Below are 23,617 nucleotides of genomic sequence, written 5' to 3'. Positions count from 1 at the left end.
TCCCCCATGCGAAACTTCCGCTTCGGCGTCAACCTGGTCCCCTCGGGCGGGGCCGGCCAGTGGTCGGAGAGCTGCCGCACCGCCGAGCGCCTCGGCTACGACGTGATCGCCGTCCCCGACCACCTCGGCGTGCAGTCCCCGTTCCTCGCCATGGTGGCGGCGGCCGCGGCCACCGAGCGGGTACGGCTGACCACCTTCGTGCTCAACAGCGCCTTCTGGAACCCGGTGCTGCTGGCCCGCGACCTGCTGACCGCGCACGAGCTGACCGGGGGCCGGGTGGAGGCCGGGCTCGGCACCGGCTACGTGAAGGCCGAGTTCGAGCTGGCCGGCCTGGACTGGGGCACCGCGGGCAGCCGCGTCGGGCAGCTGGCCGAGACCGCCGCCGCACTGCGCGGCCTGCTGGCGGAGCCGCGCGCGATCGGCTTCGCCCGGCCCGCCCAGGCGCCGCCACTGCTGATCGGCGGCAACGGCGACCGGGTGCTGCGGCTGGCCGCCCGGCAGGCGGACATCGTCTCGTTCAGCGGCGCCGTGCTGGCCACCGGTTCGAACCGCGGCACCCTGCAGATGATCGACGCCGAGGCGATGGACGAGCGGGTGGCGTTCTTCGCCGCGGCTGCCGGTCCGCGCGACGCGCAGGTGGAGCGCAACGTCTTCGTCCAGACCGTCCTGGTGACCGACGACCGCCGCGCCGCCGCGACGACTGCCCGCCGCCGCCTGCCGTACCTCGGCACCGAGCAGATCCTGCGGGCCCCCACGCTGCTGATCGGCACCGCGGAGGAGATCGCGGCCGACCTGCTGGCCCGCCGCGAGCGCTACGGCTTCTCCTACGTCAGCGTGCAGGAGCGCGACATGGCCGCCTTCGCGCCGGTCATCGCGCTGCTGGCAGGACGCTGACGGTCGCCCCCGGCGACCGGTTGCGCACAGTCCGTGACGTTTCGCCGCACGGACCCCGGTATTTTGCCCGCTGCCCCGCCCGTCCCGGCTCTCGGCGTGCCGGGACGGGTCAGGTGTTCCAGCCTGGAACAGGCAGGCAGAACAGGAATCCGGCCGACGCCGGAGGGAGTGGTGCACAGATGGGACGCGAGGACGACCGCGCCATGGGCGATGACGTGTACCAGCCCGATGGCAGCGAGGTGACCGACGACACGGGCATTCTCGACCCCGAGGACACCCTCAGTGCCCGCGAGGCCGATCCGTACGACGAGGGCTGGTCGCCGCCCGAGCGGCCCCTGGCCGTCGAGCAGATCGGCACCACGGCCCAGGAACAGGTGGACGGCGAGTCACTGGACCAGCGCCTGGCCAAGGAGCTGCCCGACCCGGCCCTGCAGCCGCCCGGCGAGGAGACGGACGGCATCGGTGACGCCTCCGACACCGACGGTGAGCCGGTGGACGGCGAAGTCGGCGACCTGCGGGCCGGGCGGCTGGTCACGTCGGAGCTGGGCGTGAACCACCTGCTCGCCCAGGACGTGGGGATCGACGGGGCGGCGGCCTCGGCGGAGGAGGCCGCGATGCACGTCATCGCGGAGGAGAGCGACAGCGTGCTGTAGGGCCCGCCCGCGCAGCACCGCAGGGCCCCTCCCAAGGACGCCGTCACTCGGGCTCCCGAGGACGCCCGTCACCCGGCTCCCGAGGACGCCTGTCACCCGTTCGGCCTGCCGCCGCCCGCGCGCTGTGGAAGGATCTGCGCTGCGCGCCACGGGCCCACCGCCCCCGGGCCGCACCCGTCCCGGGAACGGAGAGCCCATGCGGTTGGAGGGTCCATGCGGGTAGCCCTGTTCATCACCTGCTTCAACGACACGCTCTTCCCCGAGACCGGCAAGGCCGTGCTGCGGCTGCTGGAGCGGCTCGGCCACCAGGTGGACTTCCCGCTCGGCCAGACCTGTTGCGGGCAGCCGCAGTTCAACACCGGCTACCGCGCCGAGGCACGACCGCTGGTCCGCCGCTTCGCCGAGGCCTTCGCCGGCTACGAGGCCGTGGTCACGCCGTCCGGCTCCTGCGCCGCGATGGTGCGCGAGCACCACCCGCTGCTCGCCGCCGACGACCCGGGCCTGCGCCGGGCGGTGGCACAGGTGGCGCCGAAGGTCTACGAGCTGTCGGAGTTCCTGGTGGACGTGCTCGGCGTCACCGACGTCGGCGCCTCCTACCCGCACCGGGTCACCTACCACCCCACCTGCCACTCGCTGCGGCTGCTGCGGGTCGGCGAGCGTCCGCTGCGGCTGCTGCGCGCGGTCAAGGGCATCGAGCTGGTGGAACTGCCCGCCGCCACGGAGTGCTGCGGTTTCGGCGGCACCTTCGCGGTGAAGAACCCCGACGTCTCCGCCGCGATGCTGGCCGACAAGATGCGTCACGTGCTGGACACCCGGGCCGAGGTGCTGACCGCCGGCGACAACTCCTGCCTGCTGCACATCGGCGGCGGCCTGGGCCGGCTGCGCACGGGCGTGCGCACCGTGCACCTGGCCGAGATCCTGGCCGCCACCGAGGAGGATCCGCGATGAGCGGGGGATCAGGACTGGTCTGGCTCGGCACCCCCGCCTTCCCCCGGGCGGCCCGGACGGCGCTCGCCGACACCCGGATGCGGCGCAACCTGCGCAAGGCCACCGGCACCATCCGCGACAAGCGCCTGCGGATGGCCGCCGAACTCGACGACTGGGAGCAGCTGCGGGACAGCGCCGCCGCGCTCAAGCTCCGCACGCTGCGCCATCTCCCCCGCTACCTCGAACAGTTGGAGGCATCGGTCAGCGCCGCCGGCGGCACCGTGCACTGGGCGGCCGACGCCGCCGAGGCCAACCGGATCGTCACCGAACTGGTCCTGGCCACCGGCGAGCGCGAGGTGGTCAAGGTCAAGTCGATGGCCACGCAGGAGATCGGCCTCAACGAGGCGCTCGCCGCCCGGGGCATCACCGCGCACGAGACCGATCTCGCCGAGCTGATCGTCCAGTTGGCCGACGACCGGCCCTCGCACATCCTGGTGCCCGCGATCCACCTGGGCCGCGCCGAGATCCGCGAGGTCTTCCGCACCAGGATGCCGGACGCACCCGCCGACCTGACCGACGACCCCCGCGCGCTCGCCGAAGCCGCCCGCCGGCACCTGCGCGAACGGTTCCTGCGCGCCAAGGTCGCCGTCTCGGGCGCCAACTTCGCGGTGGCCGAGACCGGCACGGTGCTGGTGGTGGAGTCCGAGGGCAACGGACGGATGTGCCTGACGCTGCCCGAGACGCTGATCACCGTGATGGGCATCGAGAAGGTGGTGCCCGCCTTCGGCGACCTGGAGGTCTTCCTCCAGCTGCTGCCCCGCTCCGCGACCGGCGAGCGGATGAACCCCTACACCTCGGCCTGGACCGGCGTGCACGAGGGTGACGGACCGTCGGCGTTCCACCTGGTGCTGCTGGACAACGGCCGCACCGCCACGCTGGCCGACCAGGTGGGCCGCCAGGCGCTCGGCTGCATCCGCTGCTCGGCCTGCCTCAACGTCTGCCCGGTCTACGAGCGCACCGGCGGCCACGCCTACGGCTCGGTCTACCCCGGGCCGATCGGCGCCATCCTGACCCCGCAGCTGGCCGGCCCCGGCCACGCGGACTCGCTGCCCTTCGCCTCCACCCTGTGCGGCGCCTGCTACGACGCCTGCCCCGTGAAGATCGACATCCCCGAGGTGCTGGTCCACCTGCGGGCCAGGGCGGTGGACGCCGAACGCGGGCGGACGGTGCCGACCATGGAGTCGCTGCTGATGCGCGCGGCCACCGAGGTGCTCTCCTCCCCCGAACGCCTGAGCCTGGCCCAGAAGGCCGGTGCGGCGGGCGGACGGCTGCTCGGGCGGCGGGGCCGGATCGGCCGCCTGCCCGGACCGCTGCACGCCTGGTCCGACACCCGCGACCTGCCGGTGCCGCCGGCCGAGTCCTTCCGCGCCTGGTGGCAGCGGACCCGACCGGAGGAGGAGAGCGCTCAGTGAGCAGCCGAGAGACCGTCCTGGCCCGGATCCGCGCCGCCCTCGCGGACGTACCCGCCGAGGAGCGGCCCGAGGACGTCCCCGTCCCGCGCGAGTACCGGCGCAGCCACGCCGGAGCGGATGTGGTCGGCCGGTTCGCCGAGCGGGTGGCCGACTACCGGGCGACGGTGCGGCGGGTGGACACCGAGCGCGAGGTACCGGCCGCGCTGGCCGAGGTGCTGACCGCCCGGGGCGCGGCAACCGTGGTGATTCCGGCGGGCTTCCCGGCGCACTGGCGGCCGGCCGGTGCGTTCACCGTGCTCTTCGACCCGCCCGAGCTGACGCTCCGTCTACTCGATGCCGCCGACGCCGTCCTCTCCACCGCGGCCGTCGGCATCGCGGAGACCGGCACCCTGGTCCTGGACGGCGGCCCCGGCCAGGGCCGGCGCGCGCTGACCCTGGTGCCCGACTACCACCTGTGCGTGCTGCGCGCCGACCAGATCGCCGGCGACCTGCCCGAGGCACTCGAACGGCTGGACCCCGGGCGCCCGTTGACCTTCGTCTCCGGCCCCTCGGCCACCAGCGACATCGAACTCGACCGCGTGGAGGGCGTCCACGGCCCCCGCACCCTGGAGGTGCTGCTGGTCGGCGGGGCGTAAATAGCGTTGCACGCCGCTCGAAGCCGCTGGTAGAACAGGCGACCTGCATCCCCCACCCGAGGAGGGTTCCCGTTCCCCAGGACCTGATCCTGCGCCCGATCGCCGGGCCGCAGGAGGTCGAGCTGTTCAACCGGCTCCCCTATGTCTTCAACCACGAGATCGCCCAGGACCTCGCCGACGGCCACCGCCGCCGTGAATGGCTGTGGGTCGCCCTGCGGGGCGGGCAGGTGCTCGCCCGCATCGGCTGGTGGTGCCGCGGCAGCCAGGACGACGCGCCGTTCCTGCTCGACATCCTCGACTACGCCGAAGGCGAGCAGGACACCGGCCGGCTGCTGTTCGAGACCGCCCGGGCCGCCGTCCTCCCCGACGGCACCGCCCAGGTCAACTACACCCGCTTCGCCCCCGCCGACTGGCGCACCGACCCGGTGGCCCGACGCGTGGTCGAGGGCCGGACGGCGATCGTGGCGGGCGGCGGCGCGAGGCCCTTCGTCGAGCGGCTGCGCTTCGAGTGGCGTCCCGGCACACCGGTGCCCGCCCCCAGTGGGCGGCTGTCCTTCCGTCCGTTCGAGGACACCGAGGAACTCCTCACGGTGATGACCGAGGTGCTGGCGGGCACCCTGGACGCGTACAGCCTGCTGGACCTGAGGACCATGACACCCCGCCAGGCGGCCGAGGCCCACTACGAGGACGAGCTGGCCCGGTACACCAGCCCGCGCGAGTGGTGGCGCCTGGCCACGCTCGCGGACGGCGAGCCCGTCGGCTTCGTGCTCCCCTCCCAGGGCGGCTACCACCCGATCATCGCCTACGTCGGCGTCCGCCCCGCCCACCGCGGCCGCGGCTGCATCGACGAGCTGCTGGCCGAGGGCACCCGCGTCCTGGCCGCCGCCGACGCTCCCCGCATCCGGGCCACCACGGACGTCGGCAACCAGCCGATGGCCGAGGCCTTCCTGCGCGCCGGGTACGCCGACTACGAGCGCGAGATCCATCTGACCTGGGACTGACAGACAAAGGATGCAGTCCGACGGCAACTTCGTCGTCCACAGCCAGGGCCGCAACGACCCGGCCGGCGCGCTGTGGAGCTCCAACACCTACGGCACGGGCTGGCAGTAACAGCCGCGCGGGGCGCAGCGGCGGTACCCACCGCCGCTGCGCCCCGTCGTCGTCGGCAGTGTCAGTGCCGGCCGGTACAACTGCCGCATGGCACTCCACTGGAAGCTGGTCATCGACACTCAGAACGCCCCGGCGCTCGCGGACTTCTGGGCCGCCGCCCTGGAATACACCGTGGAGGACCCGAGCCCGCTCGTCGAGCGCCTGCTCGCCGCCGGGCAGATCGGCGACGACGCGGTCGCCGAGCACCACGGCCGCCGCATCTTCCGCGGCCATGCCGCCATCCGCCACCCCGCGGACCCGTTCGACGACCTGAGCGGCACCGGCCACGGCCGTCGCCTGCTCTTCCAGGACGTCCCCGAGCCCAAGCCCGGCAAGAACCGCCTCCACCTCGACATCCACGCCGGCCCCGGCGGCCTGGAGCCCCTGGCGGCCCGCCTGGAGTCCCTCGGCGCCACCCGCCTCCGCGAGGTCGACCGGGGCCCGGCCGGCCACTGGTGGATCATGCTCGACCCGGAGGGCAACGAGTTCTGCGCCGCGGGGTGATGGCGAGCTCGACCCCGCACCAGGAGCAGGCCCCGGCGCGTCAGGACGCGGCGGACCGCGGCCAGGCTCCCCGTTCGGAGAGGTGGAGCACGAGGGCGGCGATGTTCCAGGCGTCGTCCTCGCCGCGGTGGTGGCGGCCTTCGAGGCGCAGCCCCGCGAGGTTCAGGGCGTGCGCCATGCCGGGGCGCTTGCGCAGGCCGTGTGCCTCGGTGAAGGCGGCCTTGGCGTTGGTGTGGTGCCGACCGAAGGGATAGGGCGTGCCGGTGGACTCGCACTGCCGGGTGAACTGGTGGCGGTCGTAGTCGCCCCAACTGGCCCACGGGCAGGCCCCGGCATGGTGATCGGCCGCCAGCAGGCGGCACGCCTCGGCGAAGGCGACCCCGCTGTCGACCTCGTGCTGGGTGAGGCCGGTCAGCTCCGTGCAGAACTCGCTGACCGTGGACCGGGCGGGACGCACCAGGATCCGGTGGCGGGCGAGGCGCTCGCCGGCGTCCAGGTCGACGACGGTCAGCCCGATCTCGATGATCTCGCTGACCGCGCCCGGCGGTTGGTCGCCGTCCCAGCAGGTCGCTTCGACGTCCACGACGTTCAGGAGGCGCGCGGCGCCGATGCTGTCCATGGCGGGAAGCGTAGGAGGAGCGGCGCACCGGGGCACCTGGTTTTGCCGGCCGGACGCACCCGCACGGGCGGACCTGGTCGCCGGCCCGGCCGCACCGCGTCGGGCCATCGGCCCGTCGGTCCACGGTGCGCGGCGCACGGACTGACAGACTCGGTGCCGCACGCACAGGTCCGGGCGGGCGCGCCGCCGGTGCGCGGGCCCCGGGGAAGGAGGCCGTGGACGATGGCCCAGTTGCTCTCCGTCAACGTCGGCATGCCGAAGGACGTCTCCTGGCGTGACCGGACCGTGCACACCGGCATCTGGAAGACCCCGGTCGACGGACCGGTGACGGCCCGCCGGCTCAACCTCGACGGCGACGGCCAGGGCGACCTCGCCGGTCACGGGGGCGAACAGCGCGCCGTGCTGGTCTACCAGGCCGAATCCCATCGCGTACTGGCGCGAGCAGCTGGGCAGCGACGGATCGGGGGCGGGCGGTGCGGCCCAGGACTTCGGCCTCGGTGTCTTCGGCGAGAACTTCACCGTCGACGGCCTCCCCGACGACGAGGTCTGCATCGGCGACCGGTACCGCATCGGCCAGGCCGAGTTCGAGGTCACCCAGCCCCGGGTGACCTGTTACCGGCTCGGTCTGCGCCTCGACGCCCCGACCCTGCCCGCCCTGCTCGTCGAGCACGGCCGGCCCGGGTTCTACCTGCGCGTGATCACCGAGGGGCAGGTGCGGGCGGGGGACGCGATCACCCGCACCCGGCGCGGCCCGCACGCGTTGACCGTCGCCCGGATCGACGCGCTGCTGTACCTGCCGAACCGCGACCGCCGCCTGCTCGAAGCGGCCGTGGACATCCCGGCGCTCAGCCCCGGCTGGCGCCAGTCGTTCCAGGACCTGCTGGCGGGGAGCACCGGCACAACCGGGGCGACCGGGGCCGCGCCGGCCTGGAGCGGCTTCCGCCCGCTGTGCGTGGCGGCCGTGGTTCCCGAGAGCTCGACCATCACCTCCCTCCACCTCGCGGCGCCCGACCAGGCGGCGCTGCCGCCCGCGTTGCCCGGCCAGTACCTCACCGTGCGCGTCCCCGGGCCGGACGGTGTGCCGGCGGTCCGCAGCTACTCGCTCTCCTCGGCGCCCGGCAGCGACCGGTACCGCATCAGCGTCAAGCGCGAGGGCGCGGTCAGCGCCTTTCTGAGCACCCGGGTACGCGCGGGCATGAGCATCGAAGTCGCCGCACCACGCGGCGAGTTCGTGCTCGCGCCCGGCACGGGGCCGGTGCTGCTGATCTCCGCGGGCGTCGGCGTCACACCGGTGCTCGCGATGCTCCACCAGCTCGCCGCCGAACACGGCGGCGGCGGATCCGGCGGGCGCGAGGTCTGGTGGCTGCACACCGCACGTGACGCGGCGCAGCAGGCGTTCGCGCGCGAGGCGCACGCGCTGCTGAACGGGATGCCGGCTGCGCGCGAACTCGTCTTCCACACCGCACCGGCGGACCCGGCCGAGCCCTCACCGGTCCCGGTCAGCCACGCCCGCCTCACCGCGCGGGTCCTCGCGGAGCTCGGCCTGCCGAGCGGGGCCTCGGCCTACCTCTGCGGGCCCGAGCGGTTCATGGCCGACACCACCAAGGCGCTGGTCGACCTCGGTCTCGACGCGCGCCGCGTGCACACCGAGCTGTTCGGCACGCTCGCTCCCGTCAACCCGGGCATGCGTCCGGCCGCGCAGGTCCCGCCGCACCCGCCGGCCGGCGAGCCCGGCACCGGGCCGCTGGTCACCTTCGCCCGCAGCGGCCTGAGCGCGCGGTGGAACCCGGCCACGACGACCTCCCTGCTCGAACTCGCGGAGGCGTGCGACGTGCCGACCCGCTGGTCCTGCCGCACCGGTGTCTGCCACACCTGCGTCACCGAGGTGCTGTCCGGGCGGAGCGCCTACCGGCCCGAGCCGCTGGAGCCCCCGGCCACCGGCACCCTGCTCATCTGCTGTTCGCGTCCCGCCTCGGACCTGGTGCTGGACCTGTGACCGGACCGGCAGGTGTGACGGACCGGCCGCGCATCACCCCCGGCGGGCCAGGGTGATGATCTCGCGGCTGGCTGCGTCGATCGGCCCGCCCTCCCAGTCCCCGTACTGCGCCTCGATCGCGAAGCCGGCCTCGGCCAGGAACCCGCCCAGCGCCGCGACGTCGAGGAACCGCAGGCTCTCGTGCAGTTCGCGCAGCACCGTGCCGTCCGGTTCGGCCACCGTTCCGTGGAAGGCGACCACGTCGCCGGTCACCGAGTCGACGTCGTGCCAGTAGCGCAGGTGCCGGCCGCTCTCGGTGACGACGTCGGCGATGTCCTCCGGGTTTGCCGAGGTCCAGCCCTCCCAGGCCCGGGCCTGCGGGTGCCGGGTCTCGAAGGCGAAGCAGCCGTCAGGGCGCAGGGCGGCGTGGATCGCGGCGAGCGAGGTGCGCAGCTCGTCGTCGGTGAGCAGGTTCTGGAAGGCGTGGCCGGTCATCACGGCGAGGTCGAAACCGGTGCCGCTGCTCGCCTCGGCCGCGGTGCCCTCGACCCACTCGATGTCGCCGCGGCGGCGGGCGCGGTCCAGCGCGGCGCGGTCCGGGTCGAGGCCGACGAGGCGGCCGCGGTGGCCGTGGTCGCGGGCGACGTGCAGCATCGCGCCGGTGCCGCAGCCGACGTCCAGGACCGAGTCCGCGGCCATGATCAGCGGGAAGTAGAAGCGGTCCCCGGGCCGCCGGTCCGGATCCCAGGGGTTCAACAGGTCGTACAGCGCGGCGACTTCGGCATCCGAGAACATGGCGACAGTGTCCGCCGCCGACTGCGTGACAGCAACCGGTTCAGGGCGGACGGCAGGTGTCGCGGATCGCATCGACCCGGTGTCGCGACGGACGGGAGCCCCTCCCCCCGCACGTGCCCTTTCGGGCACTCCTCATACTCGTCAAATTTGAACAACCACCAACAACGTGATCTGATAACCCCGCCAGGCGCCACGAGGGGGATTCGATGAGCCTGTCCGCATCGTCTCCAGTCGTGCCGCCAACCGTGGCCGTGGGGGAAACGGACATCCTGCGCAGGTGCGCGGATCGGGCCGGGGGCGCTGCTCAGAGCGCGAACTCCACACCCTCGGAGGTCACGGGCCTTGACGTCCAGCCAGCTGCGGGAGCCGCCCCGCCACTCCCGCCTTTGTCTTGAATTTCGTGGGGAACCGCTCGCGGGTCGTCGTCGTCCTACCGCCAGAATGCTTGACGTGACGTCAGGTCTACGCCCGTAGGTCCCGCCCGGTGCGGGAGACGACGACGCAGCCCTGACCCCGTGGCGCCGGCGGCGTCGGCCCACCCCGGCCCACGCACGTCGCGCCCCGACCCCGAAGGCCCCGCTGACCGCTGGTCAGCCCAACCAGGTGAGTGACAGGAGAGGATCCGCATGTCGGAGATCGACGGATCAGCCAGCACCGGCACAGCCGACGCCGGATCGGTCGGCACCGGAGCGGTCGGCACGGTCGATGCCGGCCTTCGGCTGACCGGCGCAGGCGCCGACCACCTGCCGGGTGGCGCCACCGAGGTGTTCCTCGGCCTGGACGGCGCGTTCCGCGTGACCGCCGGGGCCCTGGTCCGCACGGGCACCACCGACACCGCGTTCCTGCGCCGGGTCGCCACCGAGCTGCGCGCCGCACCCGCCGGCGCACCGGCGGGTGCGGCCCCGGCCGGTGCCGCGGCACGCGGCCTGACCACCACCGGCATCCCCGGGAACGCCGACGCGGTGTGGCGCGACGGCACCGCCCACCCGGTGCCCGCGTTCGCCGCGCTGCTCGACGCGCTGGCCGCCCGGGTGCTGCGGCCGGCCGACCCGGCGGCGCTGCCCGCCGCCCTGCTGCGCCTCGACCCGGTCGGGGCGTCGGCCGACGCCGGCCGGGCGGTGGCCGCGATCGGCGTCGTGCGCGGTCGCGCGGCCTACGCGCTGGCCGAGCAGGACGGTTCGTTCGGCCTCACCGCCCTGGACGACGCCCAGCCGCTGGGCGGCTCGGGCCCGGATGCGGGGCTGCTGCCGACCGCGGTGGCGCTCGGTGCCACGGCCGGCCGCGAGCTGTTCGCGGTCGGCGGTGCGGACGGCGCGGTGCAGGTCTGGGACGCCGTCTCGGGCGCGGTGCTGCACGGGACTTCGGGCGGCGAGGGCGCGCAGGCCGTGGCGGTGGGCCTGGTCCAGGACGTGCCGCTGGCCTTCTCCGGCGGCGCCGACGGGGGTGACGTGCGGGCGATGCGCGCCGACGCCGGCCAGGCGCTCGGCACCCTCTCGGTCAACGGGAACGGCGCCGACGTGCTGTGCGCCGCCCGCTGCGCCGACCTCGACCTGCTGGCGGCGGCGGGCCAGGACGGCGTGATCCGGGTCTGGAACGTGGCCTCCGGGACGCAACTGCACCTGCTGGTCGGACACGTCGGACCGGTGGCCGCGCTCGCGGTGCTGAGCCTGGGCGACCAGGCGGTGCTGGCCTCGGGCGGGGCGGACCGGCGGATCCGGCTCTGGGACCTGGCGACCGGCGAGCCGGTGGCCGAGCTCGACGGCCACACCGCGACCGTCACCGGGCTCGCCTTCACCGAGCTGGCGGACCGTCCGGTGCTGGCCTCCTGCGCGCTGGACGGCACGGTCCGCACCTGGGACGTGCGCCGGGCCGAAGCCCTGCACGGCTGGCCGGTGGGCGAGGAGTGGCTGACCGGCATCGTCGCCGTCGCCTCGGGCGCCGGCCCGGTGCTGGTGGTCGGGCAGCAGAACGGCCGGCTCTCGCGCTGGGTCGCGGCGACCGGCTCGACGCTGGGCGAGTTCACCGTCCCGGGCGCGGCGGCCCACCCGGTCACCGCGCTGGCGGGTGGTGAGCTGACCGGCCGTCCGGTGCTGGCGGTGGGGTACGGCGACGGCACGCTGCGGCTGTGGGAGGCGGGGATCGGCGTGGAGCTCTACGCGCTCGCCCCGGACGGCGGCCCGATCACCTCGCTGGCGATCGGTCAGGGCGGCCCCGACGGAGCGGTGCTGGTCTGCGGCACGGCCGCCGGCGCCGTCCGCAGCCACGCGCTGACCAACGGCGCACCGCTCCCCGTGCCCGCGCCGCACGCGGGCCCCGTCACCGGGCTCGCCTTCCGCACCGGCGGCGGCGAAGCCACGGCGCTGGTCTCGGCGGGCGCCGACGGCACCCTGCGGGTCCGGTCGGCGCTCGACGGGACGCCACTGCTCCAGGTGGCCACCGGCCAGGACGGCATCACCGCGCTGGCCGCCGGAGAGGCCGACGGCCACCTGCTGCTGGCGACCGCGGGCCGGGACCGGACGGTGCGGCTCTGGCACGGCGTCAGCGGGCAGGCGGGCCCGGTCTGCGAGGGCCTGGGCGCAGCCGCCGAGACCGTCACATTCGGGGTCTTCGGCGGGCGTCCGGTGGTGATCGCGGGCGGTGCCGACGGGTCGGTGCTGGTCTGGGCGGTGCACGACGGGAGCCGGATCGCCTCGCTCACCGGCGGTGCGTCCTCGGTGCGCACGCTGGTCGCGCAGGACCTCGACGGTGAGACGCTGCTGGCGGCCGGCGACGAGCAGGGCACGCTGCGGCTCTGGCACCTGCCGAGCGGCACCCTGCTCAACGAGGCGGGCCTGGCCCAGGCCGCGCTCGCCATCAGCTTCGCGGACACCGGTCTCACGGTGGTCGGCCCGGGCGGGGTCACCACGCTCTGACCTCCGGGCCGGCGCGGCGCGTCGGCCCACGGAGGTCCGCTCCGTCATCTCTGTCGTCCCGGCTGTCCGCAGCCGACTCTAGGAAAACCCGCGGGGGAATCGATGGCTGGTACCGGCGTACAGATCGACCTGGACACGGTCGAGGCGACCGCGAAGAAGATCCACGGCCTGCTGGACGAGCTGACCACGGCCACGGCGAAGCTGAATGCGGTGATCCAGCAGGTCCAGCCGTCGGTGTACGGCACCGACGCGCTCGGCAAGGCACTGACCGGCGGCAGTTCCTCGGTCGGCGGCCTCGCCGACCACCAGAAGCAGGTGCTGGCCGGTATCCAGGACTACCTGACGAACTCCACCTCGATGGCGCAGAACCTCACCCTGATGTGCCAGCGCCACCGCACGAACGACGGCGAGCAGGCCGCCAACCTGAAGGGCATCGGCACCAACGGCGACACCACCTCGCCCACGCTGCCGGACCGGGGTCCGGACACGACCGACCCGACGCCGACCCCCACGGACGACCCGTCCCAGGGCACGGCCTACCAGGACGACCCGACCAAGGATCCGACGTACAAGGATCCGACCGCGCCGACCCTGCCCGACGACAGCACGACGAAGAAGTACCCCGTCAACAACGTCGGCGCCCACCCTGGTGCCGGCGGGCACCAGCTGATCTGAGCAGGACCACCAGCCGAGCCGGGCGTGCCCCGGCCCGGTGCCACCGTGGCTCGCCGCCGCACGCCCGTTCACCCGTCCTGGCTTTCACCCGTCCTGCCAAGCCCGACCGTCCCGTCGAGGAGAGTGCGTCGCCGTGATCGAACTGCCCGATGATCTCGCCGAGGTCCTGAAGACCGTCCAGAGCAACAAGGACGGTTCGAGCATCGTCTTCCCGGACGCGGACGAGGACCTGATCGGCCAGCTCGCGCAGGCCTGGGACACCTGGAAGTCCGTGGCCGAGAGCCACATCCCGGCCATCGTCAGCAGCGCCGCGCAGGCCTCCTCGGCGATGTCGGGCGAGGCGGCGGACACCTTCCAGGACTACCTGCGCAAGTACGGCAGCGGCGAGGACTCGCACGCGGCGACCACCCTGGCGGCCGGCCGGGCGATCGGCGACTCGCTGCACTCGGCGAGCACCGCCGTCGCGCACACCAAGACCGAGATGATCCGCGAACTCCAGTACACCAAGGAGTGGATCGCCAACAACCCGGCCGGGAAGCACGACGACATCGCGCAGTCGGACGGCGTCAAGAAGGCTGCCGACCTCTACAACTCCTACATCGGCCAGGTCGGCACCAACGTCAACACGATGCTGCGTCAGAACAGCGGCTTCGTGGAGGCGATGACCGGTGCGGGCGCGGTCTGCAAGCTGCCCGGCGGCAGCGGCACCTCCGGCGGTTCGGGGATCAACCCCGTCACCGGCCTGCCGGACGGGACGACCTCGGGCCCGCCGCTGCCCACCGGCGTCGACGCGCTGGGGCCCGACGGCCAGTTGCTGCCCACCCAGGTCGACGCGCTGAAGCTGCCGGACGGCACGTCCCCCGGCGGCCCGGACGGCACGGGGGGCACAGGGGTCACTCCGTTCAGTCTCCCCACCGGCGGTCCGGGCGGCAGCGGCACCTCCGGCGGCCCCGGCTCGACGCAGGCGCCGCTGCCGTTCCAGATGCCCGACGCCACGATGCCGTCCCTGCAGTCGAAGGACGGCACCTCACCGTCGTTCAGCCTGCCGGGCACCGGACAGCTGAAGCCGTTCATGACGGACACCAGCACCGCCCCCACCTCGCCCATGAGCAAGGACGGCATGCCGGTCTTCCAGCCGCTGTCGACCAGTGCCCCGAAGCTGGACCTGGCCGGGCTGGACGGATCGCCGTGCACCACCCCCAAGATCTACTCCACCGGAAGCACCGGCACCTCGGGGCTGAGCCCCTGGCAGGGCGGGTCGCCCACGCTGCCCTCGTTCACCGGGCGCGACGCCGCCAACACCGGTAACTCCGGCTCCACCGGCGGGCCGTTGACCGGTCTCGACTTCCCCGCGCCGATCAGCACGACCGGCGGTCCCGACGGTGTCAGCGGGACGAAGATCCCCTTCAGCCTCCCCACGCCCGACGGCACCGACAAGCTCGGCTCACTCTCGCTCGCCGGACTGGGCGACGGCACGGGCAGCGGGGGCGGCGGGGGCGGTTTCGGCAGCGGTGGCGGGGGCGGCGCAGGCGGCGGGGTCGGCAGCCTGGGGCTCGGCGGTTCGGGCCTCGGTGGGAGTGGCGGCAGTGGCAGTGGCAGCGGCCTGAACCTGGGCGACGTGAGTGGCAGCGGCGTGGGCGGGGCCAACCTCGCGGGGGCGGCCGGCAGCGCGGCCCTGGGCAGCTCCGTCGCGAGTGAGCTCGGCACGGCCGAGTCCACCGCCGCCTCCCTCGGCTCACAGGCGGCACGGGCCGCCGGCGGGGTCGGCGGGGCCGGCAGCACCAGCCGCAGCGCGACGCCCGTCGCGGGCGGGGCCGGCGCGCTCGGGGGCCGTGGCGGCGGCGGCGCGGGCAGGGCGGAGCGCAAGGGCAAGTCCAAGTACGTCCGACCGACCCGCTTCGGTGCCGAGATCGCGGACGAGGAGGACGAGGCAGCGCTGACCGACCGGGGCATCGTCGGGGTGGCCGGCGAGGGGCGGCAGGGCGACCGTTCCTGGCAGCGCCTGCGCCGCAACTGGCTCGACGGCGCCCGCACCGAAGGCGGTGCGACGGTCGAGGACGGCGCCGTGGAGCCGACCGCCGGGCCGCAGACCAGCGAGGAAAAGCACACCCTGGCCACGCAGTTGACCAGCGCGATCCTGGGCACCGACCCCGACGCGGCCCCGGTGGGCGGGGACGGTGCGGCCCTGGTGGGCGGCGCGGCGCCGGCCCACGAGGCGTCGGCACACGAGGCGCGGGTCCACGAGGAGGCGGCGGATCGGCCGGCGGCCGAGGCGGCACCCTCGGAGCCGGACTCCTACCTCGACCGGGCCAAGAGTGCCGCCGCCCGTCGCGGCCACCCGGACGCTCCCGAGTCCGCCGCGCCGGCCGCAGCCCCCAAGAAGGCCCCGCTGCTGGAGGAGGGCGGCTACCAGGTGCCCAGCCCCTTCCTGCGGGCGGCGCTCGCCAAGCTCGCCGACGCCGGGGCGCTCGAAGGCGCCGGAGCGGCTTAGGTGCCTGCGAGCCCCGCCCGCTTCATGGTGCGGGGCTCGCGGGCACCGGACGGACCCACCGACCACGTTGACCAAATGATTCGGAAGCCCCATGGATGACGACTCCCGCACCGTCGCGGACACCATGACGCCGTACTCCGCCGACGCATCCGGCGGTGGGACCAGCACGACGCCGTACCTGACCGAGACACCCCGCAACCTCACCACCGAGGTGCCCCTTTCGCCGGTCGACGCCACCCCTCGTGACCTCACCATCGGGAGGCCCCTCTCGCCCGACGACGCCACCCCCCGCGACCTCACCATCGGGAGGCCCCTCTCGCCCGACGACGCCACCCCCCGCGACCTCACCATCGGGAGGCCCCTCTCGCCCGACGACGCCACCCCCCGCGACCTCACCATCGGGAGGCCCCTCTCGCCCGACGACGCCACCCCCCGCAACCTCACCACCGAGACACCCCTCTCCGCCGTCGACGCCACCCCCCGCGACCTCACCATCGGGAGGCCCCTCTCGCCCGACGACGCCACCCCGACCAGCGTCACCCCCTTCCTGACCGACGCCACCCCCCGCAACCTCACCACCGAGACACCCCTCTCCGCCGTCGACGCCACCCCCCGCAACCTCACCACCGAGACACCCCTCTCCGCCGTCGACGCCACCCCCCGCAACCTCACCATCGGGGTGCCCCTCTCCGCCGTCGACGCGACCCCCCGCCTCGCCAGCACGACGCCCTACTCCAGCACTGCGACCAGCGGCCCGACCGGTGGCACATCCGGTGGAGCGGCCGGCAGCGGCTTCGCGGTCGACCCGTCGCGCTACCGCGCCGCGGTCTCGCCCCTGCTCGCCGCTGTCGAACAACTCACCGAGCTCAGCACCGGCATGACCGCCTTCCTCTCCACCATGGAGGGCCAGGCGCCGTGGGGCAACGACGAGTCGGGCAAGAAGTTCGCCGAGGGCGACAAGGGCTACCTGAAGTACAGCGCCGACACCATGAAGACCCTCAACGGCATGCCGGACGGCCTGAAGTACGTCGCCGACGGCCTCAAGGCGATGGCCGACGGCTACGAGGGGGCCGACGGCTCCGTCCAGGGCGACCTGAACAACGCGGACACTCCGGCGCAGCAGAGCGCGCCGCTGCAGCCGATGGAGACGACGGTCAGCCCGATCCTGCCCCGTGAGCCGATGTACCGGGGCGCACCCGCCCAGGACCGCACCCCCGTGAACGGGAAGGGCTGAGAACCATGGCAGTCGAGTTGCCCGAACCCCTGCAGTGGGTCCTGATGCTGCTCGCCGGCACCCGTTGGCCCGAGGCCGACGAGGACGCGCTGCGGGAGATGGCGGACCGCTGGCGCAAGACGGCGAAGAGCGTGGAGGACGCCGGACACGCCGCCGACAACGCCGTCAAGCAGGCGCTGGACGGGCAACAGGGCTCCGCGGCCGAGTCGTTGAACACCTTCTGGGCGCAGTACACGGTCGGCAAGGGCACCGCGGACCAGCCCGGCTACTTCCCCGGGCTGGTCGACTCCTGCAACAGCATGGGCGACATGCTGGAGGAGATGGCCAACTCCGCCGAGACCGCCAAGATCCAGATCATCGCGTCACTCGCCATCCTGGCCTTCGACATCGCGACGGCGGAGGCCGAGGCACCCGAGACCCTGGGCATCTCGCTCGCGCAGATCCCGATCGCCATCGCGGCCGGCCGTGCGGCCGTGCAGGCGCTGCTGAAGGCCTTCCTGAAGGAGGTCGTCACGATGGCGGCCAAGCAGGCGGCCCAGATGGCGGCCATCAACCTGATGGCTCAGGGCATCGAGGTGGCCCAGGGCCACCGCAAGAGCATCGACTTCAAGGAGGTCGGGCAGGCCGCGGAGGGCGGAGCGGTCGCCGGTGCGGCCGGGCACCTGATCGGCAAGGGCGTCGGCGAGGGCGGGGCCGCACTCGGTCTCAGGGGCGCGATGGGGACCGTCCCCGGCAAGATGGCCACCGGAGCCGCGGTCGGCGTCGCCACCGACGCGACCACGCAGGCGATCACCACCGGGCACGTCGACGGCAGCACCCTGCTCGGCTCGGGGCTCGGCGGTGCCGGGGCCGCCGGTGCGCACGCGGCCGCCGGTGCGTTCCGGGGTCACTCCGGGCCGCCGTCACCGGAGATCCCGCACCACGACCTGCCCCCGGGGCAGACGCACCTCGACTCGACCGGCAACCCCGTCTTCACCAAGAGCGGCAACCCGAACCTCGGCGACGACGCAGGAGCCGGGCTCGACGGCACGGGCTCGGGCTCCGGCTCGACGTTCCGCGGCGTCAAGGACACGTCGTCGCAGGACGACGGCGGTACCGCTCCGCACGGCCTGTCACCCTTCACCCTGGATCGCGACACCACCTCGCCGACCGGCAGCGGCGCCGACCGCAGCGGCTCGAACGAACCGATCGGGTCGACCGGCTCGACCGGGTCGACCGGCGGGCGGACGACGGGATCCTCGCGCGTCGAGCCCGAGGCCGAGCCGCAGCCCGCTGCTCCCGTGCAGTTGAACGCGGACCGCTCGCCCACGCCGACGGACCTGCCGGCCGAGAACCGGTCGGCCGTGCACGAGCCCGAGCCCGTGGCGCCCACCGTCGAGACCCCGCGGGAGGCCCCTGCCCCGACGCCGGTCGAGACGACCCAGATCCGGCCCGAAGCCCGAACCCCCGTCGAGAGCACCCAGATCCGGCCCGAGGCCCCAACCCCCGTCGAGAGCACCCAGATCCGTACCGACGCCCCGGCGCCGGAGGAGGCTGTCCGCCCGACGCCCACCGTCGAGACCCCGCGGGAGGCCCCTGCCCCGACGCCGGTGGAGACGACGCAGATCCGCACCGACGCGCCAACCCCGGTGGAGACCAACCAGATCCGGCCCGAGGCTCCGACCCCGGTCGAGACGACCCAGATCCGCACCGACGCGCCAACCCCGGTGGAAACCACCCAGATCCGGCCCGAGGCCCCGGCCCCCGTCGAGATGACGCAGATCCGCACCGAGGCTCCGGCCCCGGTCGAGATGACGCAGATCCGCACCGACGCCCCGGCCCCGGTCGAGACCACCCCGATCCGCACCGAAGCCCCGACCCGGGTGGAGGCTCCGGCCTTCCAGTCGTCCGACGTCCCGCACCCGGTCCTGTCCGGCGTGCACCTCGACGACACGAGCATGCCCGCGCCCGTCCACAGTGCGGTCGCCGTCGACCCGTCCTCCATGCGGTTCGGCGACCACGTGCCGTCCCCGTCGGCCGCGCCCGCCTCCTCGCACGGCGGCGGCGACCACGAGGCCCAGCAGCAGCCGGTCATGGCCGGCGCGCCGCCCGTGAGCGTTCCGGCGGGCGCGGGGGCGGGCGGTGGTGGCCGGGCCGAGGGCCCCGCCTTCGCCACACCCACACCCACCCCCGTGCCCCGTCACGACACATCGGACGTCGCTCCGCCGCCACCGGCGCCCGGCGCCCCCCGCCCGACCACCTCGCTCGGGGGGCTGCGTCCGGCTCCGGAGCGCCCGGCCGGGCCGCGACCCGACTCGGACCGGCCCGCGCCGCCACCCGGCACCAGCAGCGGCACCGGCACCGGCCGGTCGGCCGGGGGCGGTACGCGGCAGGCGAACACCAAGCCCGTGGACAACCGGCCGCCCGTGCTGACCTCCCACACCAAGTGGATGGCGGAGGGTCACAGCCGCGACGTCTTCCGCACGACGGACATCGATCACGCCACCGAACTCGTCGACAAGCTGCCGGGGATGACACCGGCCGACCGGGCCAAGGCCATCGGCAGCCTGGACGCGAACGGGCGGCACTGGCTCGCCCGGAACCCGGAGCTGGTCGACCGCCTGCGCGACGAGCTGCCGCCGGACGAGTTCGCGCGTACCGCCGCACACTTCATGGTGAACGTCGACCCGCGCAGCGAGCAGCCGGTCTCGGCCCGCGAGGCCGCGCAGGCCCAGGTCGCGCGGATGCTCCAGGACCCGCACGTGGCAGCCGAGTTGCTCAAGCGCGGCGCCGCCGTGACGGTGGTGCCCAAGGGCGTCAAAATGACCGACGTGCCCGCGTTCCAGCGCCTGGCCGGCGCCCAGGCGGGCGGGGCCTCCGGCGGCGGCCGCGGGTGGGACACCATCCGCGGTTCGGGTGGACTGCACACGGCCTTCGCCGAGGAGAACCTGCTCGGTGGGCACACCACCGTGCCGGGTGCCGGGGACTACGCGGACGGCTACTCCACCTCCACGCACGAGTTCGCCCACAACATCCACCAGTACGGCCTGTCGCCCGACGACCGACGGACCATCACCGAGGCGTACCAGGGCAAGATCAACACCGACGACATGACCAGGATGTTCGGCGAGGAGACGCCGATCACCTGGTCCGACGGTGCCCGGAACCTGCACGACACCGACAACGACAACTACGCCTCGCGCGACGAGCTGGAGTACTTCGCCCAGGTCAGCAACGCCTACCTCGGCACCAACCACGGCACCGACCTCTACACCGGCGAGGCGCGCAACAACGGCCCCGAGTGGGTGAAGGAGAACGAGCCGGACCTGCTCCCGCTGATGGAGCGGCTGTACGGCAAGGACCCGCAGGCGATCCACCCGGAGCCCGCCAACCCGGTCAACGCGGTGCAGGAGGACCACGACCTGCACGAGGCCGTCCGCAACCTGCTCGGCGACGGCACGCTCCCGCCCGCGCCGGTGGGGCACGCACCCGTGCCCCCGCAGCACCAGCCGCCGGCCGTACCGGGACAGCACGTGCCACCGCAGCGCCAGGCCCCCGCCGTGCCCGGGCAGCACGTGCCACCCGCCGCACCCACGCAGCACCACGAGCCGGCGCCCACCGTGCTGGAGCACCACGACCCCACCACCGTCCAGGAACAGCACCACCCGGCGGGCACCGGCGCGGACCACCAGCAGCCCGAGGCCACCGTGCCCCTGCAGCACGAGCCCCCCGCCGTGCCCGGACAGCACGTGCCCCCCGCCGCACCCACGCAGCACCACGAGCCGGCGACCACCGTGCTGGAGCACCACGACCCCACCACCGTCCAGGAACAGCACCAGCCGGCGGGCACCGGCGCGGAGCAGCACCAGCCGGCGGGCACCGGCGCGGACCACCAGCAGCCCGAGGCCACCGTGCCCCTCCAGCACGAGCCCCCGCTCGCGCCGCCGCCCCCGCCCCTGCCGAAGCAGCAGGAGCCCGCGGCCCGTCCCGGCTCCTCGGTGCGCCACGACCCGCCGCCGGCACCGCCGGTGGCGCCGTTGAAGCGCGACGGCTCCGACGTCTCCATGGGTTCCGGGTCCGAGCGCGAGAGCGACGACGACGCGTCGATGGGCCGGGTGTCCGACACGTCCATGGGCCGGGACTCCGATGCCTCCATGGGCCGGCACTCCGAAACCGAGTCCGAGAGCGACTCCGACGAGTCGATGCGCAGTGGCTCGCAGGATTCCCGGACCGGCCCGCCGCGCCCGCCGGTCGAGCAGCGCCGCCCGCTGCCGGTGGGGGTGCACCTGGACGTACCGGAGGGCCGGACGGACAAGCTCGCCGGCCACGAGGTGAAGGTGAGCGAGATCTCCATCTCCGCCGACCGCCCGATGACCCGCTACGGAGGCAAGCAGCGCTCGCACACGGTGCCCTGGACGCTGACCCGCCGCGCGGTCGGCGGACTGGCGGGGCGCAATGCCCACGAGCTGTGGACCGAGCTCAAGACCGAGGTCAAGGAGCTGCGGGAGTACAAGCCGCGCGGCACCGGGGCCGAGGCCAAGGACGCGGCGAAGGTGGCGACCCGCTGGGACGACATCCTCGACCGGCTCGACCGCCTCCCGGACACCCCGCCGCACGACCAGCAGCTGCACGAGTGGCACGAGCAGTTGGGCGACCTGCTCTCGGGTTACGTCGAGCTGTCGCAGCTGACCAGCTTCGCCTCGTTCGCCGACGGCCGGGCCGTCGGCCGCGGTGAGCACTCCACCATGAAGGGGCTCGACCAGGCCGAGCAGAACGCGGCGAAGAAGCCGAAGCCCCAGGAGGACGAGGGCACGGGTGACGAGAGCGACGAGGAGCCGGTGGGGGAGAACACCATCGGGGACGTCGTCCGCAACAAGCTGCTCGACCTCAAGGAGAACAAGTCGCTGACGCCGGAGGACGTGGTCGCCGCGAAGCGGCACCTGGCCCGTGGCCTGCTGCGCTCCTTCCCCAAGCTGATGGAAGGCAAGGAGGGCCCGGCGATCCTCAAGGAACTCGGCTTCGACAAGACCAACCCACCGCCGGAGACCTACGGCTCCGGGAAGCTTCCGAAGCAGGGCTTCCTCGCGGACGTCTCGGTCAAGCCGGGCGGAGCGGACGGGCCCCGGGTCGGCCGCATCATGCTGAGCGAAAAGGACCGTCCCCCCACGCAGTTCGGCGGTGGCGGACAGCTCTCCCACACGGGGTCGTGGTCGCTGCTGCGCGGAACGCTGCTCTCCTTCGAGGGGCGGGGCACCAGGGAGCTGGGCAACTGGCTCGGCGACCGGTTCAGCGGTATGGAGACCGTCGTCCGCGACATGCCGGGCCACGCCGACGACCTCAAGGCCATCAAGGAGGCCCAGAAGCAGCTCGGCACACTGGACTCCGCGAGCGACCACGAAGCGTCCCGGAAGCTGGGCGGCCTCCTGGAGACCTTCGTGACGGTCCACCAGAAGATGCCGTTCGCGAGCTTCCCCGACCACCTGCAGGGCGGCACCGCCAGCAGCAGCGGCGAGATCGATCTGCCGGTCACCAAGGGCGGGCACGACGGGGCCCCCGTCGGGCCCAGGGCGCTGGCGAGCCACTTCGACGGGGCGGCGCCGTTCGGCATGGGGCTGAAGGACCTGGCGCACTCGTACCAGGACTGGAAGGCGCACGCCGAGGTCCTGGGGCCGGTCGACCAGGAGGCGATCAACCAACTCGCAGGCCGCACGTTCACCCCGAAGAACCTCGAGGGCCTGAAGGCCAGTTCCGCTGCCAAGACCGCACTCGGGGCCGAGCAGTACCTGAAGGGCCTGGGGAACTGGGACCGCGGCATGTCACTCGCCTTCGGGAAGGAGGGCGAGCAGGCGGTGAAGGGAGCATGGGCCGAGCACCGCGGCGAGTTCGGGCTGAAGGCCCTCGGTACGTTCTCGGCGCCGCCGGATCACATCACGCAGCTCGGCAAGTGGCTGGGCGCGGTCACCAGCGCCGACCGGCCGACGGACCGGCCGCAGGAGTTGGCGGCGCTGACCCGGTACTACCACGGCCTCGTGAACGCGCCGTCCACCCGGTCACAGGCGAAGGCGGCCGAGCTGGAAGCCTTCGCGGAGGCGGAGAAGACGTTCAAGGAGACCCCCGCGACCACCCCGCCGAGCCATGACGAGATCTCGCTCCGACTCGGAACCGCGATGCTCGGCAACACCATCCCGCGTGACGGCGACTGCCTCTACCACGCCGTCGGCGTGGCCCTGACCGGCGCCCCGCCCTCCCATCACGCCGCGCTCGACCTCCGCAGCCGGGTCACCGACTGGGTGCTCCAGGACGGGAACCTGGAGACGGTCCGGCAGCACGCAACCCAGTACGGGGTGGGCATGGACGACCTCATCGAGACACTGTCGACCAGCGGCAACTGGGCGGGGAACGCCGGCGACCTCGCTCCCCAGATCGTCGCCACCGCGCTCGGCGCGTCGATCCGCGTCCACCTGCCGGACGGCACCGAGCATCTCCTCGCACCGCTGACGGTCCAACCCGGCCCGACCAGGATCATCGAGCTGGACCTGGAGGACGGCCACTACGAGGTCCACGGTCCTGGTCTCGGCGGGAAGCGCCAGGACTGGGAGGAGAGCGAAGACGAGAGCAGCGGCGACGAGGGCGACATCGGGAGCTCGGACGACAGCGACGGCGAGATCGTCCAGGCCCAGAAGAAGTTCAAGCCGTGACCGCG

Annotated in this window: 15 protein-coding genes; 13 read left to right on the top strand and 2 right to left on the bottom strand. The window is 73.9% G+C overall.

Translation table 11 applies throughout. The features are described from left to right. Nucleotides 1-6: 6 nt before the first annotated feature. From OG500_RS32660 to OG500_RS32630, 7 genes are all read left to right on the top strand, one after another. The gene (locus OG500_RS32660) at nt 7-894 is read left to right on the top strand and encodes a TIGR03621 family F420-dependent LLM class oxidoreductase (RefSeq protein ID WP_327070440.1); all 888 of its coding nucleotides are present in this window, start codon (nt 7-9) and stop codon (nt 892-894) included. A 179-nt stretch (nt 895-1,073) separates the two neighbouring features. Then, nucleotides 1,074-1,547 (top strand): DUF5709 domain-containing protein, encoded by a 474-nt coding sequence (locus OG500_RS32655; RefSeq protein ID WP_327070439.1) that lies wholly within the window; start codon nt 1,074-1,076, stop codon nt 1,545-1,547. A gap of 213 nt (nt 1,548-1,760) precedes the next feature. Next, on the top strand, nt 1,761-2,495 hold the full coding sequence (locus OG500_RS32650) for a (Fe-S)-binding protein (protein WP_329585407.1): 735 nt from the start codon (nt 1,761-1,763) through the stop codon (nt 2,493-2,495). Next, complete coding sequence (locus OG500_RS32645) at nt 2,492-3,946, top strand: LutB/LldF family L-lactate oxidation iron-sulfur protein (RefSeq protein WP_329585404.1); 1,455 nt, start codon at nt 2,492-2,494, stop codon at nt 3,944-3,946. Before OG500_RS32650 ends, OG500_RS32645 begins: the two co-directional genes overlap by 4 nt. Continuing rightward, entirely contained in the window at nt 3,943-4,581 is a 639-nt protein-coding gene (locus OG500_RS32640; protein ID WP_329585400.1) for a LutC/YkgG family protein, read from the top strand. The genes OG500_RS32645 and OG500_RS32640 overlap by 4 nt, the downstream gene beginning before the upstream one ends. Before the next feature lie 227 nt (nt 4,582-4,808). After that, nucleotides 4,809-5,582, top strand: coding sequence for a GNAT family N-acetyltransferase (locus tag OG500_RS32635; protein WP_329585398.1), 774 nt, complete (start codon nt 4,809-4,811; stop codon nt 5,580-5,582). A 196-nt stretch (nt 5,583-5,778) separates the two neighbouring features. Next, nucleotides 5,779-6,234 carry a VOC family protein gene (locus OG500_RS32630; protein WP_327070434.1) on the top strand — a complete coding sequence of 152 codons (456 nt, stop codon included), beginning with the start codon at nt 5,779-5,781 and terminating at the stop codon, nt 6,232-6,234. Between the two features lie 40 nt (nt 6,235-6,274). Here OG500_RS32630 and OG500_RS32625 read toward each other — a convergent pair whose 3' ends face one another. Continuing rightward, nucleotides 6,275-6,853, bottom strand: a complete 579-nt coding sequence (locus tag OG500_RS32625) for a 3'-5' exonuclease (RefSeq protein WP_329585393.1) — start codon at nt 6,851-6,853, stop codon at nt 6,275-6,277. A 424-nt stretch (nt 6,854-7,277) separates the two neighbouring features. On the opposite strand from OG500_RS32625, the gene OG500_RS32620 reads away from it, so the two are divergent. After that, complete coding sequence (locus OG500_RS32620; RefSeq protein WP_329587867.1) at nt 7,278-8,849, top strand: MOSC and FAD-binding oxidoreductase domain-containing protein; 1,572 nt, start codon at nt 7,278-7,280, stop codon at nt 8,847-8,849. Between the two features lie 33 nt (nt 8,850-8,882). On the opposite strand, the gene OG500_RS32615 is transcribed toward OG500_RS32620, so the two are convergent. Continuing rightward, the gene (locus OG500_RS32615; protein ID WP_329585390.1) at nt 8,883-9,623 is read right to left on the bottom strand and encodes a class I SAM-dependent methyltransferase; all 741 of its coding nucleotides are present in this window, start codon (nt 9,621-9,623) and stop codon (nt 8,883-8,885) included. Between the two features lie 626 nt (nt 9,624-10,249). Here OG500_RS32615 and OG500_RS32610 point away from each other — a divergent pair. The 5 genes from OG500_RS32610 to OG500_RS32590 all read left to right on the top strand — a co-directional run bounded on the left by OG500_RS32610 (nt 10,250) and on the right by OG500_RS32590 (nt 23,612). Continuing rightward, nucleotides 10,250-12,535 carry a WD40 repeat domain-containing protein gene (locus OG500_RS32610; protein ID WP_329585387.1) on the top strand — a complete coding sequence of 762 codons (2,286 nt, stop codon included), beginning with the start codon at nt 10,250-10,252 and terminating at the stop codon, nt 12,533-12,535. 102 nt (nt 12,536-12,637) lie between these two features. After that, nucleotides 12,638-13,210: a hypothetical protein gene (locus OG500_RS32605; protein ID WP_327070429.1), complete on the top strand. Its 573-nt coding sequence runs from the start codon at nt 12,638-12,640 to the stop codon at nt 13,208-13,210. Between the two features lie 133 nt (nt 13,211-13,343). Then, the gene (locus tag OG500_RS32600; RefSeq protein WP_329585379.1) at nt 13,344-15,701 is read left to right on the top strand and encodes a WXG100-like domain-containing protein; all 2,358 of its coding nucleotides are present in this window, start codon (nt 13,344-13,346) and stop codon (nt 15,699-15,701) included. A gap of 91 nt (nt 15,702-15,792) precedes the next feature. After that, nucleotides 15,793-16,935, top strand: a complete 1,143-nt coding sequence (locus tag OG500_RS32595; protein WP_329585376.1) for a hypothetical protein — start codon at nt 15,793-15,795, stop codon at nt 16,933-16,935. Between the two features lie 5 nt (nt 16,936-16,940). Beyond that, nucleotides 16,941-23,612, top strand: coding sequence for a WXG100-like domain-containing protein (locus OG500_RS32590; protein ID WP_329585373.1), 6,672 nt, complete (start codon nt 16,941-16,943; stop codon nt 23,610-23,612). The last annotated feature ends 5 nt before the right edge of the window (nt 23,613-23,617 follow it).

Origin of the sequence: Kitasatospora sp. NBC_01250 (assembly GCF_036226465.1) — a bacterium.
In the GTDB taxonomy this organism is placed as follows: Bacteria; Actinomycetota; Actinomycetes; order Streptomycetales; family Streptomycetaceae; genus Kitasatospora.
This window is presented reverse-complemented; position numbering and strand designations above follow the sequence as displayed.

Bases quoted from the DNA above. Each gene is read 5' to 3' on its own strand.
- OG500_RS32660 (WP_327070440.1), top strand. From the start codon at position 7: ATGCGAAACTTCCGCTTCGGCGTCAACCTGGTCCCCTCGGGCGGGGCC.
- OG500_RS32655 (WP_327070439.1), top strand. From the start codon at position 1,074: ATGGGACGCGAGGACGACCGCGCCATGGGCGATGACGTGTACCAGCCC.
- OG500_RS32650 (WP_329585407.1), top strand. From the start codon at position 1,761: ATGCGGGTAGCCCTGTTCATCACCTGCTTCAACGACACGCTCTTCCCC.
- OG500_RS32645 (WP_329585404.1), top strand. From the start codon at position 2,492: ATGAGCGGGGGATCAGGACTGGTCTGGCTCGGCACCCCCGCCTTCCCC.
- OG500_RS32630 (WP_327070434.1), top strand. From the start codon at position 5,779: ATGGCACTCCACTGGAAGCTGGTCATCGACACTCAGAACGCCCCGGCG.
- OG500_RS32625 (WP_329585393.1), bottom strand. From the start codon at position 6,853: ATGGACAGCATCGGCGCCGCGCGCCTCCTGAACGTCGTGGACGTCGAA.
- OG500_RS32615 (WP_329585390.1), bottom strand. From the start codon at position 9,623: ATGTTCTCGGATGCCGAAGTCGCCGCGCTGTACGACCTGTTGAACCCC.
- OG500_RS32610 (WP_329585387.1), top strand. From the start codon at position 10,250: ATGTCGGAGATCGACGGATCAGCCAGCACCGGCACAGCCGACGCCGGA.
- OG500_RS32605 (WP_327070429.1), top strand. From the start codon at position 12,638: ATGGCTGGTACCGGCGTACAGATCGACCTGGACACGGTCGAGGCGACC.
- OG500_RS32595 (WP_329585376.1), top strand. From the start codon at position 15,793: ATGGATGACGACTCCCGCACCGTCGCGGACACCATGACGCCGTACTCC.
- OG500_RS32590 (WP_329585373.1), top strand. From the start codon at position 16,941: ATGGCAGTCGAGTTGCCCGAACCCCTGCAGTGGGTCCTGATGCTGCTC.